General features: G+C 64.1%; 12 protein-coding genes. 11 read left to right on the top strand and 1 reads right to left on the bottom strand.

Going from position 1 to position 13,771, the window contains the following annotated elements; translation table 11 throughout:
- Positions 1–172 precede the first annotated feature (172 nt).
- On the bottom strand, positions 173–1,201 hold the full coding sequence (locus ACGYKA_RS13310) for an Ldh family oxidoreductase (protein WP_394412889.1): 1,029 nt from the start codon (positions 1,199–1,201) through the stop codon (positions 173–175).
- A 105-nt stretch (positions 1,202–1,306) separates the two neighbouring features.
- On the opposite strand from ACGYKA_RS13310, the gene ACGYKA_RS13305 reads away from it, so the two are divergent.
- From ACGYKA_RS13305 to oppB, 11 genes are all read left to right on the top strand, one after another.
- Positions 1,307–2,824: an aldehyde dehydrogenase (NADP(+)) gene (locus ACGYKA_RS13305; RefSeq protein ID WP_394412886.1), complete on the top strand. Its 1,518-nt coding sequence runs from the start codon at positions 1,307–1,309 to the stop codon at positions 2,822–2,824.
- 245 nt (positions 2,825–3,069) lie between these two features.
- Positions 3,070–3,876, top strand: a complete 807-nt coding sequence (locus ACGYKA_RS13300; RefSeq protein WP_067260893.1) for a transporter substrate-binding domain-containing protein — start codon at positions 3,070–3,072, stop codon at positions 3,874–3,876.
- 59 nt (positions 3,877–3,935) lie between these two features.
- Positions 3,936–4,601: an amino acid ABC transporter permease gene (locus ACGYKA_RS13295; protein WP_067260891.1), complete on the top strand. Its 666-nt coding sequence runs from the start codon at positions 3,936–3,938 to the stop codon at positions 4,599–4,601.
- A 13-nt stretch (positions 4,602–4,614) separates the two neighbouring features.
- On the top strand, positions 4,615–5,268 hold the full coding sequence (locus tag ACGYKA_RS13290; protein WP_067260889.1) for an amino acid ABC transporter permease: 654 nt from the start codon (positions 4,615–4,617) through the stop codon (positions 5,266–5,268).
- A complete protein-coding gene (locus ACGYKA_RS13285; protein ID WP_394412880.1) occupies positions 5,261–5,983 on the top strand; it encodes an amino acid ABC transporter ATP-binding protein in 723 nt (240 codons plus the stop codon). The genes ACGYKA_RS13290 and ACGYKA_RS13285 overlap by 8 nt, the downstream gene beginning before the upstream one ends.
- The gene (locus ACGYKA_RS13280) at positions 5,983–7,206 is read left to right on the top strand and encodes an NAD(P)/FAD-dependent oxidoreductase (RefSeq protein WP_394412877.1); all 1,224 of its coding nucleotides are present in this window, start codon (positions 5,983–5,985) and stop codon (positions 7,204–7,206) included. The genes ACGYKA_RS13285 and ACGYKA_RS13280 overlap by 1 nt, the downstream gene beginning before the upstream one ends.
- Positions 7,207–7,214: 8 nt before the next feature.
- The gene (locus ACGYKA_RS13275) at positions 7,215–8,216 is read left to right on the top strand and encodes a 4-hydroxyproline epimerase (protein WP_394412874.1); all 1,002 of its coding nucleotides are present in this window, start codon (positions 7,215–7,217) and stop codon (positions 8,214–8,216) included.
- A 16-nt stretch (positions 8,217–8,232) separates the two neighbouring features.
- Positions 8,233–9,930: an aconitase X gene (locus tag ACGYKA_RS13270; protein ID WP_394418097.1), complete on the top strand. Its 1,698-nt coding sequence runs from the start codon at positions 8,233–8,235 to the stop codon at positions 9,928–9,930.
- A complete protein-coding gene (locus ACGYKA_RS13265) occupies positions 9,923–10,954 on the top strand; it encodes a proline racemase family protein (RefSeq protein ID WP_394439022.1) in 1,032 nt (343 codons plus the stop codon). The genes ACGYKA_RS13270 and ACGYKA_RS13265 overlap by 8 nt, the downstream gene beginning before the upstream one ends.
- A gap of 188 nt (positions 10,955–11,142) precedes the next feature.
- Positions 11,143–12,759 carry a peptide ABC transporter substrate-binding protein gene (locus ACGYKA_RS13260; RefSeq protein ID WP_394412864.1) on the top strand — a complete coding sequence of 539 codons (1,617 nt, stop codon included), beginning with the start codon at positions 11,143–11,145 and terminating at the stop codon, positions 12,757–12,759.
- Positions 12,760–12,852: 93 nt separating this feature from the next.
- Positions 12,853–13,770 (top strand): oligopeptide ABC transporter permease OppB, encoded by a 918-nt coding sequence (oppB, locus tag ACGYKA_RS13255; RefSeq protein WP_067260875.1) that lies wholly within the window; start codon positions 12,853–12,855, stop codon positions 13,768–13,770.
- Position 13,771: the final 1 nt, after the last annotated feature.

Below are 13,771 nucleotides of genomic sequence, written 5' to 3'. Positions count from 1 at the left end.
GATCCGCCTGCTGCGCGGCGGGGGCTGCAAAAAATTTCGCCTTGATTTCCGTAGGATCGCCGCTTTTTTGTGATAATCGCCCTGCGGTGGCGGCAAGATTTTGCGGCGCTTTGAAGCGGGTTTGGGGCGGGACCGCGCCCCACCCCCGCGGGAGGGTGGCACGCGGAGGGGGTCAGACGGCGTCGAGCCCTTCGGCCAGCAAGCGCTCAAGGCTGCGCATCTCGGCATCCGTCAGGGGAATCCCCTCGGCCCGCGTCTCGGCACGCGCCTTAAAGCGGCGCTGCGAGGGCAACCGCGCGCCTTGGCCAGTGATCGCATTAAAGAGGGTTTCCGCCCGCGCGAAGGGATCGCCGGGGCGGCGTGCGGCAAACGTTTTGGGGTCGAAGGCGATGATCAATTCGCCATGCGCGGGCGCAAGGGTGAGGGAGCCCAAGGCGTGGCGCGCCTCGGGGCTGGTCAGGTCACCGATCATCACCCCGGCAAGCAATTCGATCATGGTCGAGATGGCAGAGCCTTTGTGTCCGCCGAAGGGCAACATAGCCCCGGCGAGGGCGGCTTCGGGGTCGGTCGTCGGGCTGCCATCGGGGGCGATGGCCCAGCCTTCGGGCAGGGGCGTGCCCGCGCGGCGGTGCAATTCGATCTCCCCCCGCGCGGCGACGCTGGTGGCGAAGTCAAAAACGTAAGGGTCGCCCCCTTCCCGGGGCCAGCCAAAGGCGAAAGGGTTGGTCCCCATCAAGGGGTCGGTTCCGCCCGAGGGGGCGACGCTGGCATAGCTGGGGCACATGGCCATGGCCGCGAGGCCCATCTCGGTCAGCGCCTCGATCTCGGGCCAGAGCGCGGCGAAATGGGTGCAATCGTTGATCACCATGGCGGCGATCCCGGTGGTGCGGCAACGCTCTGCCAGCACCGGCGCGCCTGCTTCGAAAGCAGCGTTGGAGAACCCGCCGCCCGCGTCCACGCGCACCACGGCGCTGTCGTCATGATGCACCCGTGGCACCGCGTCGGGCACCACCTTGCCCGCCTTGATCGTGCGCAGGCAGCCTTCGATCCGGTAGATGCCGTGGGATTTACAGGCATCGCCTTCGCCCGCGACGATCACCCGCGCGAGGGCTGCGGCATTCAGGGGCGACAGGCCCGCGCCTTGGAAAATCCGAATGACCATCGCGGTCAGGTCATCGTGGGAGAGGGTTGTGTCGGCCATCTGGATCCTTGCAGGGCTTGGGTTGCAATCATGCATACATCATGTATGCAGATGCGGAGAGACGCAAGCTGACACCGGGCCGCGGCCCGCATGAAAGGATAGACGATGGCCTTTACCCCCCACGGCAAACACCTGATCGCTGGCGAATGGATCGCCACGGATGACCGCTTTAGCTCTAGCCCCGCCCATGGGCCGGCGCATGACTTCTCGGTCGGCACGGTGGAACTGGTCGACCAAGCCTGCGAAGCCGCCGAAGCGGCGTTTTGGGGCTATGGCTATTCCAGCCGCGCGACCCGTGCCAAATTCCTCAACGCCATCGCCGATGAGATCGACGCCCGCGGGGCCGAGATCACCGAGATCGGCAGCCAAGAAAGCGGTCTGCCCGAAGCGCGGCTGGAAGGGGAGCGGGGCCGGACCGTGGGCCAGCTCCGCCTGTTCGCGGCGCATATCGAAAAGGGTGACTACCTCGACCGCCGCTTCGATGCCGCCATGCCCGAACGCCAGCCCGCCCCTCGGCCCGCGATCAGCATGGTGCAGCGCCCCATCGGCCCCGTGGCCGTCTTTGGCGCGTCGAACTTCCCGCTGGCCTTTTCGGTGGCGGGCGGTGACACTGCAGCGGCGCTGGCGGCGGGCTGCCCGGTCGTGGTCAAAGGCCACTCCGCCCATCCCGGCACCGGAGAGATCGTGGCCGAAGCGATCCATGCGGCCGTGGAAAGCTGCGGCATGCCGCGCGGGGTCTTCTCGCTGATCCAAGGTGGCAACCGCGCCGTGGGGCAGGCCGTGGTGCAGCATCCGCTGATCAAGGCCGTGGGCTTCACCGGCTCGCTCGCCGGGGGGCGGGCGCTCTTCGATCTTTGCGCCGCGCGGCCAGAGCCGATCCCCTTCTTCGGCGAGTTGGGCTCGGTCAACCCGATGTTCATGCTGCCCGCCGCGATGGCGGCACGGGCCGAGGAGCTTGGCAAGGGCTGGGCGGCATCGCTGACCATGGGCGCGGGCCAGTTCTGCACCAATCCCGGCATCGCCGTGGTGATTGACGGGCAGGGCGCCGACGCCTTCGTGCACAACGCGGCCACAGCGCTGCAAGACGTGGCTCCGCAGGTCATGCTGACGGACGGTATCGCGGAGGCCTATTGCGCAGGGCGGGACAAGTTCAAATCCGCGCCAAGCCTGCGCCAGGTGCATCTGGCCGACAGCGAAGGCCGCACCGCCGCGCCTGCGCTCTTCGAAACCACGGGCGAAGAGTTCAAGGCCAATCCGGCGCTGCATGAAGAGGTCTTTGGCCCTCTCGGATTGGTGGTGCGGGTCTCTTCGCTGGAAGAGATGCGCGCGCTGGCGTTGGAACTGGACGGGCAATTGACCATCACCCTGCATATGGATGACGCGGATGTCGACGCCGCGTGCGACCTCATGCCGGTGCTAGAGCGCAAGGCGGGTCGCCTGTTGGCCAACGGTTTCCCGACAGGTGTCGAGGTGGTGGATTCCATGGTGCATGGCGGGCCGTATCCGGCCAGCACCAACTTCGGCGCGACCAGCGTGGGCACCCTGTCGATCCGCCGTTTCCTGCGGCCCGTGTCCTATCAGAACCTGCCCGAGGCGCTGCTGCCGGAAGACGCAGCGGAATAAATTTAGATCGCAAAAGCCGGGCCGCGCGCCCGGCTTTTCGCATTTGCTACGCCGTGGGGGAGCCGCCCAACCGGCTGCTTTTTCACGACCATGCTGGCAAGGCAGGAATGTATCAAAAATATGTCGACATGCCGGTAAAAGTTAAAAATACATATTGTATTTTTAATGAAGACATTGTTCCTTCATACTACCCCGCACCCCGTCCAGAGAGAGTCGGGGGCGACCAACCCAAGAGGGAGATACCTATGAAATTCACGCAACTCGCCGGGAGCCTTGTGGCTGCGACCGTGATCGGCACCGCCGCTCAGGCCGACAAACTGGACGACATCATTTCTTCGGGCACGCTGCGCTGCGCGGTGGTGCTGGACTTCCCGCCCATGGGCTCGCGCGATGACAGCAACACACCCGTCGGCTTCGACGTGGACTATTGCAACGATCTGGCCGCCGCCCTTGGCGTCGAAGCCGAGATCGTGGAGACGCCCTTCCCCGACCGTATCCCCGCCCTCGTCTCGGGCCGCGCGGATGTGGGTGTCGCCTCCACCTCCGACACGCTGGAGCGCGCCAAGACCGTTGGCTTCTCGGTCCCCTATTTCGCCTTCACCAACGTCGTGCTGACCCGCGAAGACGCGGGCGTCGACAGTTTTGAAAGCCTCAAGGGCAAGACCGTGGGCTCCGTCGCGGGCACTTTCGAGGCCATCGCGCTGGAAGAGCAGGTCGACGCATGGGACGAAGGCAGCTTCCGTTCCTACCAGAGCCAAGCGGACGTCTTCCTGTCGCTGGCCCAAGGCCAGATCGACGCGACTGTCGTAACCTCCACCGTGGCTTCCTCCATCGTGGCGAGCGGCAAGTTCGACGGTCTGACCATCGCGGGCGATGCGCCCTTTGACGTGGACTATGTCGGTCTGATCGGCCTGCGTCAGGAATACGGTCTGCTGAACTACCTCGATCTCTTCGTGAACCAGCAGGTGCGCTCGGGCCGTTATCAGGAACTGTTCGACAAATGGGTCGGCGGCGAGGCGCCGGATCTGACCATCGCCAAAGCCTATCGCTGATGAATGCGGGGGCCGCGACCTGCGGCCCCCCTGCCGATAACCGCTGATCGGAGCAAGAGATGGGCAACTATACCTTTCAATGGCGACAGGCTTTTCGCGCCTTACCAGAGATGCTGGAAGGCGCGCTGGTCACGCTGCAAATATCGATCCTGTCGATGCTCATCGGCATTGCCATCGCCGTGCTGCTGGCCGTGGGCCGGGATGCCAAATCGGCCTGGCTGCGGGCGCCTGCGACCGCATGGGTCGAAGTGGCGCGCAACACGCCGGCGCTGTTTCAGATTTACATGGCGCATTTCGGGCTCGGGTCTTTCGGGATCTATCTCAGCCCCTACGCCGCGCTGCTGGCCGGGATCGCGTTTAACAACGCGGGCTACCTTTGCGAGACGTTCCGCGGCGCGATGCGCGCCATTCCGGGCACGCAGCTGCGCGCCGGGCGGTCACTGGGCATGGGGCAGGCAAAGGCGTTTCGCTTGATCATCCTGCCGCAGATGTTCCGCATCTCGTTCCTGCCGACGACGAACCAGATGATCTGGGCGATCTTGATGACCTCTCTGGGTGTCACGGTGGGGCTGAATTCGGATCTCGCCGGGGTGACGCAAGACCTCAACGCGCGCAGCTTCCGAACCTTTGAATTCTTCGCATTGGCGGCGGTGATCTACTACGTGATCGCCAAGACCGTGATGCTTGGCGCACGGCTGCTTGCGGCCCGCCTGTTTCGCTACTGAAGGAAGAGAATAGATGTTTGATACGGCTCTGACCTTCAACGACCTGTTGTTCATGCTCAAAGGCGCAGGGGTGACGCTTTCGGTCACCGCCTTCGCGGTGGTGGGCGGCACGCTGCTGGGGGTGTTCTTCGGGGTGCTGCGCAGCCAGATCAGCCCATGGGCGGCGCTGCCGCTGACCTTCGTGCTGGATATCTTCCGCTCGGTCCCGCTGCTGATCCAATTGATCCTTGCCAACGCCTTTCAGGCCATCGCGGGCTGGGGGATTTCGCCCTTCGTGACCTCCTGCATCGTGCTGGCGCTCTATACCTCGGCCTATTGCACCGAGATCGTGCGCGGCGCGATTGAGGCGGTGCCTTCGGTCACCCGCCGTGCGGCGCGCTCGCTCGGCATGACATGGGGCCAAGACCTCACGCAGATCGTCTTTCCCATGGCGCTGCGTGTTGGCCTGCCCAGTTGGATCGGCCTGACGCTCGGCGTGATGAAAGACAGCGCGCTGGTGATGTGGCTCGGCATCATCGAATTGCTGCGCGCCTCGCAAATTCTGGTGACACGCCTGCAAGAGCCGATGTTCATCCTGCTCGTGACCGGCGCGATTTACTTCGCGCTCAGTTTCCCCATTGCCCGGCTTGGCAGCCGCTTGGAAAAAAGGTGGCAAGAAAATGATTGAGATTGAAAACGTCCACAAATCCTTTGGTGCGCTTCAGGTGCTCAAGGGCATCGACCTGACCGTGCAAAAAGGCGAGGTCGTCTCGGTGATCGGCGGGTCGGGTTCGGGCAAATCGACGCTCTTGACCTGCATCAACGGGCTAGAGCCGATCGACAGTGGCCGCATCGTCGTCGACGGGACCGAGGTTCACGCCCGCGACACCGACCTGAACAAGCTGCGCCGCAAGATCGGCATCGTGTTCCAGCAGTTCAACGCCTTCCCGCATCTGACGGTGCTGGAAAACGTCACGCTGGCCCCGCGCAAGGTCAAGGGCATGGCCCGCAAGGAAGCTGAAGAGATCGCGGTGCAGCAACTCTCGCATGTGGGTCTGGCCGACAAGCTCGATGTCTATCCCAGCCGCCTGTCGGGCGGGCAGCAGCAGCGGATGGCGATTGCGCGTGCATTGGCCATGTCGCCCGATTACATTCTCTTCGACGAGGTGACCTCGGCCCTCGACCCGCAATTGGTGGGCGAGGTGCTGGACACGCTCAAATTGCTGGCAGATGAGGGGATGACGATGATCTGTGTCACCCATGAGATGAGTTTCGCACGCGATGTGTCGGATCGTGTGGCCTTCTTCCACAAGGGCATCATGGCCGAGATCGGCGCGCCGGATCAGATCTTTGGCGATCCGCAGCAAGAAGAGACCCGTCAATTCCTGTCGAGCGTGCGGTAATGAACCAAACCCCGGTGACGGTCGTCGGCGCGGGCGTGGTGGGCCTGTCCATCGCGCTGGCGCTTCAGGCGCGCGGGTTGACCGTGCGGGTGATTGACCGCGAAGGCCCGGCAGCGGGCGCGTCGGCGGGCAATGCGGGCGCTTTCGCATTCACCGAGATTCTGCCGCTGGCCTCGCCCCGGATGATCCGGCAGGCACCCAGGTGGTTGCTGGATCCGCTGGGGCCGCTGTCAGTCCCGCCGCGCTATGCCGGGCGGATCGCCCCGTGGATGTGGCGGTTTTGGAAGGCAAGCTGGCCTGCGCAGGTGCGGGCTTCGACCGTGGCGCAAACGGCGCTGATGAAACTGTCGCAAGCCGCACTCGATCCGCATCTGGAGTTAAGCGGCCTTGCCCATATGCTGCGGCACGATGGGCAGTTGCAGGTCTATGAAAGCGAAGCCGAGTTCCGCGCGTCGCTTCCCGGTTGGCAGGCTCGCGAAGAGGCGGGTATCGCCTTCACCCACCTCAAGGACGAAGAGATCGCGGCCTATCAACCCGGCCTTGCGCCCAGCTTCACCCATGCGACCTTTACCCCCGAGTGGCAGTCGATCTCGGACCCGCGCGACTATGTGCTGGCCATGGCCGAACGCTTCCGCGCAAGCGGTGGTGAGATCACCGTAGCCCGCGCCGAACGTTTGGTTGCGGGCGGGGTCGAGACCTCTGACGGCTTGATACCGGGCCGCGTGGTGCTGGCCGCTGGCGCGCATTCGCATCATCTGGCGCGAACCGCTGGCGTAAAAATTCCGCTGGAAACCGAGCGCGGATATAACACCACACTGACCACCGATGCCTTCAACCTCAAACGCCAGATCACTTTCGGCGGCCATGGCTTTGTCATCAGCAAAGTTGGCAACGGGCTGCGCGTCGGCGGCGCGGTGGAGCTGGGCGGGCTCGATCTGCCGCCGAACTTTGCCCGCGCCGATGCGATGCTGAAAAAAGCCAAGCGCTTCCTGCCGGAGCTCGACACGTCTGGCGGCACGCAGTGGATGGGTTTCCGTCCCTCGCTGCCTGATAGCCTGCCTGCCATCGGCGCGCTGCCGAACCGCCCAGATGTCTTCTGCGCCTTCGGCCACGGGCATCTGGGTCTTACTCAATCGGCGGGCACCGCCGCCATCATTGCTGACCTGATGACCGGCCAAGACCCCGGCATCGACCTGACCCCCTTTTCCCCCGCGCGCTTTTAGAGGCTGACATGACGCAACACACATTTCCTTGTATCGACGGCCACACCTGCGGCAATCCCGTGCGGCTCGTCACCGGCGGCGCGCCTCTGCTCAAGGGCGCGAACATGCTAGAAAAACGTGCGCATTTTCTGGCCGAATACGACTGGATCCGCACCGGTCTGATGTTCGAGCCGCGTGGGCACGACCAGATGTCAGGCGCAATCCTTTACCCGCCGACGCGGGATGATTGCGACATTGCAGTGCTGTTCATCGAAACCTCGGGCTGCCTGCCGATGTGCGGCCACGGCACCATCGGCACCGTCACCATCGCGCTTGAGAACGGGCTGGTCACCCCCGCCACCCCCGGGCAATTGCGCCTTGAAACCCCCGCCGGGCGGGTCGATGTGACCTACCGGCAAGAGGGGCGTTTCGTCGAAGAGGTGCGCCTGACCAACGTGCCCGCCTTCCTCTACGCCGAAGGGCTGACGGCGGAGGTCGAGGGTTTGGGCGAAGTGGTGGTCGATGTGGCCTATGGCGGCAATTTCTACGCTATCGTCGAGCCGCAGAAGAACTTCCGCGATATGGCGGATTTCTCGGTCTCCGAACTGGTCGGTCTCAGCCCGAAACTCCGCGCCGCGCTCAATGCGAAATATGAGTTCATCCACCCCGAACATCCCGCGATCAACGGGCTGAGCCATATCCTCTGGACCGGCGCCCCCCGCGCGGGAGAGGCGCAAGCCCGCAACGCGGTTTTCTACGGTGACAAGGCGATCGATCGTTCGCCCTGCGGCACTGGCACCTCGGCGCGGATGGCGCAGTTGGCGGCCAAGGGCAAGCTGAATGTCGGCGATGATTTCGTGCATGAATCCATCATCGGCTCCATGTTCAAAGGCCGTGTCGAAGCGGCGGCAGAGGTGGCGGGCAGGCCCGCGATCATCCCCTCCATCGCCGGTTGGGCGCGGGTGACGGGCTTTAACACCATTTTCATCGACGAGCGTGACCCCTTCGCGCACGGATTTGTCGTCACCTGATTTAAAGAGGCTCCCCATGGCGCATATCATCGTTCCCGCCGCAGCCCAAGGCGCGGTGCTGGCTTCCTCTGAGGGGCTGAGTTTCTGGGGCGGCGTCGATCCGGCCACGGGCAAGGTCATCGACGCGCATCATCCGCTTTGCGGTCAGTCGCTGGCGGGGAAGATCCTGCTCATGCCCACCAGCCGCGGCTCCTGCACCGGCAGCGGCGTGCTGCTGGAACTGGCGTTGAACGGTCATGCCCCTGCTGCCCTCGTGTTTCGCGAGGCCGAAGACATCCTGACCTTGGGCGCGCTGATCGCGGGCAAGATGTTCGACAAGCCGCTCGCGGTGCTGCGCCTCGGGACCGAGGATTACGACCTGCTCGCCAAATCCCGCAGCGCGCGGATCACGCCTGAGATGCTCAGCACCGATGACTGGGATCTGCCCCTGTCGGACAGGCCCGCCCGCGCCCTGCATCTCACTGCCGAGGATCAAGCGATGCTCGACGGGGCCGAGGGCAAGGCCGTGCAACTGGCGATGGAGATCACCTGCACCATGGCGCGGGGGCAGGGGGCCGAGCGGCTGGTCGATGTGACGCGCGTGCATATCGACGGCTGCATCTACGCCAGCCCCGCCAACCTGCTCTTTGCCCAGACCATGGCCGATATGGGCTCGAAGGTGCGTGTGCCGACGACGATGAATGCGATTTCGGTCGATCACGGCAATTGGCGCGATCAAGGCGTGCCGCCGGACTTCGGCCTGCCCGCCAGCCGTTTGGCCGACGCCTATGTCACCATGGGTGCCCGGCCCAGTTTCACCTGCGCGCCCTACCAATTGCCCGCCCCGCCCGAACGCGGCGAGTTCATCGCGTGGTCGGAGTCCAACGCGGTGATCTATGCCAATAGCGTGCTTGGCGCGCGGACGGTGAAACATCCCGATTTCCTCGACCTGTGCATCGCGCTCACGGCGCGCGCGCCGCTCTCAGGGGTCTATCTGGAGGAACATCGCGCCCCGCGCCGGGTGATCGAAGTGGAACTGCCCGCGCAGTATGACGAGGCGATCTGGCCGATGCTGGGCTGGCTTGCGGGGCAGGCCGCCCCGGACCGGATCCCGCTTTTGCGCGGGTTGGAGGGGGCTGCCCCGAATGAGGATGACCTCAAAGCGCTCTGCGCGGCCTTTGGCACCACCTCCGCAGCCCCAATGCTGCATGTGGCTGGGATCACACCCGAGGCCGATCTGCCCCCTGTTGCAGAGGCCGATACGGTTCGCCTCACAGCCGACGACCTGCGCCGCGTTTGGCGGCAGTTCAACGCCGGGGCCGCGACGGTTGACCTCGTGGCCTTTGGCAGCCCGCATTTCTCGCACGCCGAATGCCGCGCGCTCGACACCGCCCTCGCCGGGCGCAAGCGCCATGCCGACACGGCGGTCATCGTGACGCTTGGCCAAGACACGTTACAAGCGGCGCGCGATGACGGCACCGTGGCGCGGCTCGAAGCGGCGGGCGTGCAAGTCGTGCCTGATATCTGCTGGTGTTCGATCTCCGAGCCGGTCTTCCCGCCATCGGCCAAGGTGCTGATGACCAACTCGGGCAAATACGCCCATTACGCCCCCGGTCTGTCGGGCCGGGCCGTGCGCTTTGGCAGTATCGCCGATTGTGTGGAGGCCGCCGTGACGGGGCAGGCGGGGGAGGCATTGCCGAGATGGCTGACCGAGGAGGAGACAAAGGATGCGTAGCAGCAAGACGGTTCATGTGATCTCGGCCCATGCCGAGGGTGAGGTGGGCGATGTGATCGTGGGCGGTGTCGCCCCGCCGCCGGGGGAGACGCTGTGGGAGCAGAGCCGCTGGATCGCGCGGGATGAGACCCTGCGCAACTTCGTGTTGAACGAGCCGCGCGGCGGGGTGTTTCGCCATGTGAACCTGCTGGTCCCGCCGAAAGACCTCCGCGCCGATGCGGCCTTCATCATCATGGAGCCGGAGGACACGCCGCCGATGTCTGGTTCCAATTCGATCTGCGTCTCGACCGTGCTGCTCGACGGGGGCATCCTGCCGATGACGGAGCCTGTGACGGAGCTAACCCTCGAAGCGCCGGGCGGGCTGGTGAAGGTTCGCACCGAATGTCGCAATGGCAAGGCGGAGCGTATTTTCGTGCAGAACCTGCCAAGCTTCGCGGCGCGTCTGGATGTGCCGCTTGAGGTCGAAGGGCTGGGCACGCTCACTGTCGATACCGCCTATGGGGGCGACAGTTTCGTCGTCGTCGATGCCGCCGCCATGGGGTTTTCGCTAGAGGCGCATGAGGCCCATGACATCGCGCGGCTCGGCGTGCGGATCACCGATGCGGCCAATGCGGCGATGCGGTTCGACCACCCTGAGAACCCTGATTGGCAGCATTTCTCTTTCTGCCTGTTCGCCGGTCCGGTGACCCGCGATGAGACCGGCCTGCGCGCCGGGGCGGCGGTCGCGATCCAGCCCGGCAAGGTGGACCGCTCCCCCACTGGCACCGCCCTTTGCGCGCGGATGGCCCTGCTGCACGCGCGGGGGGAAATGGGGCTGGAGGACAGTCTGACCACCGTGTCGCTGATCGGGTCGACCTTCACGGGGCGTATCTTGGGCGAGACGCGGGTGGGCGAACATATGGCCATCCTGCCGGAACTGTCAGGCCGGGGCTGGGTCACGGGCATCCATCAACATATGCTCGACCCCGATGACCCTTGGCCGGGCGGCTACCGCTTGTCCGACACATGGGGCGCGCGCGGCTAGCCGCGCCCGTTGCCACGTTGAACCCCGCCGCCCGGGGCAGACCGGGCACCGATCTTTACAACCTCGCGCCGCCTCGGCGCGAAGCCGCCGTGTTTGGCTGACGCGAGGCAACGTCTTGCATGTGCTCTTCGTTTTCGATTGATTACTTTTCAATCAGAACACGAACTTTCAAACAACGGAGAGTCACCATGAAGCTACGCACCACACTCGCCTCCTCCGCATTGGCGCTGAGCCTTGCGTTTCAGGCCCATGCCGCCGATGTGCCCGAGGGCGTGAATCTTGCCGAAGATCAGACCTATACCTTCTGGCTGCTCGACGCGATCAAGTCGATGGACCCGCAGATCAACACCGACGTTGAAGGCTCAGACGTGCTGCGCAACCTTTTCGAGGGGCTCTACAACGAAGATGGCAACGGTGAGCTGGTCCCCGGTGTGGCGCTCGATCACGAAGTCTCGGAAGACGGCAAGACCTATACGTTCAACCTGCGCGACGACGCCAAGTGGTCCAACGGCGAGCCGGTCACCGCGAATGACTTCGTCTATTCATGGCGCCGTCTGGCCGACCCGGCGACCGCCTCGGAATACGCTTGGTACATGGAGTTGATGCAGGTCGAAAACGCGCCCGAGATCATCGCCGGGGACAAGTCCCCCGAGGAGCTGGGCATCCGCGCCATCGACGACCACACGCTTGAGGTCAAGATCACCACGCCGCTGCCCTATTTCCCGCAGATGCTGGTGCACGGCTCGACCTTCCCCGTGCTGCAAAGCGTGGTTGAGGAACATGGCGACGACTGGACCGATGCAGGCACGCTTGTCGGCAACGGCGCCTATACGCTGGTCGAACACCAGCTGGGCGAGCGTGTCGTGATGGAGAAGAACGACACCTATTGGGACGCCGAGAACGTGGTGATGGAAGAGATCATCGCGCTGACGATCAACGACGTGAACCAAGCCCTGACCCGCTATCTGGCCGGTGAGCTGGACCGCGTGGACATCCCCGCCGGGCAGTATCCGCGCCTGAAGAAAGAGTACCCCGAACAGGCGGTCTCGACCCCCTATAACTGCTCCTACATCTACATGCTAAACGTGGGCGACAAGGGGCCGGAGGCGCTGAAAAACGTCAATGTGCGCAAGGCGCTGGCCTATGCCATCGACCGCGACATCATCGTCGACCGCATCCTGCAAGGCGGCCAGAAACCTTCGTACAACTGGACCCACTGGGCGATCGCCGATTTCGAGCGTCCCGAACTGGACTGGGCCGACAACATGGATCAGGCGCAGCGCGTGGAGAAAGCCAAGGAGCTGCTGGCCGAGGCAGGCTACGGGCCCGACAACCCGCTGGATCTGACGCTGCAGTACAACACCTCGGAAGATCACAAGAAGATCGCCATCGCGGCCTCGCAGATGCTCAAGCAGATCGGCGTGAACCTCACGCTCGACAACTATGAGTGGAAGGTCCACACCGACCGGATGCAGAACCAAGACTACGACATGGCGCGTTATGCTTGGTGCGGTGACTACAACGAGGCGTCGACCTATCTCGACCTCATGACTTCCTATTCGGGCCACAACAACGGCGAGTTCTATAACGACGCCTATGACAAGCTCATGAAGGACAGCAAGACCGCCGAAGATCCGCAGCCGCTTTATCAAGAAGCGGAGAAGATTTTGGCCGAGGAAATGCCGATCATCCCGATCTACCACTACGCGAACGTCGACATGATCGCGGAAGACATCGAAGGTCTGCCTGAGAACAACGTGAACAACACTTGGTACGGCAAAGACCTCTACCGTACCGCAGAGTAACCTCTCGACATTCGGGCAGCCCGGCGGTTATGGCACGGGCTGCCCGATTCTATTCTACACCCCCACAAACCCCGTATTCGGAGCGCGCGCCTCTTGCTCAGTTACATCCTCAAGCGCCTTGCCATCGCTATTCCGACGCTTCTGGTCTTGATCGTCATCTCCTTCCTGCTGATGCATTCCGCCCCCGGCGGCCCCTTCACCTCCGAGCGCGAGTTGCCGCCGCAGGTGCTGGCGAACCTCAATGCGAAATACGGGCTGGACGATCCGCTCTGGAAGCAGATCACCTCTTACGTTTGGGGCATCGTCACTGAGTTCGATTTCGGGCCGAGCTTCGTCTACAAGGACCGTTCGGTGAACGAGATCATCGCCCAAGGTTTCCCGATCACGCTGACCTACGGCCTTTTGTCCTTCGCCGTGGCGGTCATCGTCGGCGTGAGCCTCGGCGTCGCCGCCGCCGTGCGGCACAACTCGGCGCTGGACTATGCCGCCGTCGGCGTCTCCATCGGGGCGCAGGTGCTGCCGAACTTCGTGATGGCGCCGATCCTCGTGCTGGTCTTCACGCTCTGGCTCGGCTGGCTGCCGGGCGGCGGCTGGCAGGGGCCGGAATATTGGATCATGCCGGTGATCGCGCTGTCCACGTCCTTCATGGCCTCGATCGCGCGGATCACGCGCTCCTCGATGCTGGAAGTGCTGACCTCGAACCACATCCGCACCGCCCGCGCGAAGGGTCTGCCCGAGCGCCGGGTGATCCTCCGCCACGCGCTGAAACCGGCGATGCTGCCGGTGATTTCCTACCTCGGGCCGGCCTTTGTTGCGATGATCACCGGCTCCGTGGTGGTCGACATTTATTTCTCCACCGGCGGCATCGGCAAGGCCTTCGTCGATTCGGCGCTGAACCGCGACTACGCGGTGATGATGGGGGTGACGATCCTCGTCGGCGCGCTGACCATCTTCTTCAACCTCGTGGTCGACATCCTTTACGGGTGGATCGACCCCAAGATCCGGTACTGAC

This window comes from Sulfitobacter sp. 1A15106 (assembly GCF_043556995.1).
Classification (GTDB): Bacteria; Pseudomonadota; Alphaproteobacteria; order Rhodobacterales; family Rhodobacteraceae; genus Sulfitobacter; species Sulfitobacter faviae.
Note: the sequence above shows the minus strand (reverse complement) of the source record. Positions and strands in the feature narration are given on the sequence as shown.

What these genes read in the sequence shown, in the direction of transcription:
- ACGYKA_RS13290 (WP_067260889.1), top strand. Translation starts at nt 4,615, where the DNA reads ATGTTTGATACGGCTCTGACCTTCAACGACCTGTTGTTCATGCTCAAA.
- ACGYKA_RS13275 (WP_394412874.1), top strand. Translation starts at nt 7,215, where the DNA reads ATGACGCAACACACATTTCCTTGTATCGACGGCCACACCTGCGGCAAT.
- ACGYKA_RS13305 (WP_394412886.1), top strand. Translation starts at nt 1,307, where the DNA reads ATGGCCTTTACCCCCCACGGCAAACACCTGATCGCTGGCGAATGGATC.
- ACGYKA_RS13265 (WP_394439022.1), top strand. Translation starts at nt 9,923, where the DNA reads ATGCGTAGCAGCAAGACGGTTCATGTGATCTCGGCCCATGCCGAGGGT.
- ACGYKA_RS13285 (WP_394412880.1), top strand. Translation starts at nt 5,261, where the DNA reads ATGATTGAGATTGAAAACGTCCACAAATCCTTTGGTGCGCTTCAGGTG.
- ACGYKA_RS13295 (WP_067260891.1), top strand. Translation starts at nt 3,936, where the DNA reads ATGGGCAACTATACCTTTCAATGGCGACAGGCTTTTCGCGCCTTACCA.
- ACGYKA_RS13310 (WP_394412889.1), bottom strand. Translation starts at nt 1,201, where the DNA reads ATGGCCGACACAACCCTCTCCCACGATGACCTGACCGCGATGGTCATT.
- ACGYKA_RS13300 (WP_067260893.1), top strand. Translation starts at nt 3,070, where the DNA reads ATGAAATTCACGCAACTCGCCGGGAGCCTTGTGGCTGCGACCGTGATC.
- ACGYKA_RS13260 (WP_394412864.1), top strand. Translation starts at nt 11,143, where the DNA reads ATGAAGCTACGCACCACACTCGCCTCCTCCGCATTGGCGCTGAGCCTT.
- ACGYKA_RS13270 (WP_394418097.1), top strand. Translation starts at nt 8,233, where the DNA reads ATGGCGCATATCATCGTTCCCGCCGCAGCCCAAGGCGCGGTGCTGGCT.
- ACGYKA_RS13280 (WP_394412877.1), top strand. Translation starts at nt 5,983, where the DNA reads ATGAACCAAACCCCGGTGACGGTCGTCGGCGCGGGCGTGGTGGGCCTG.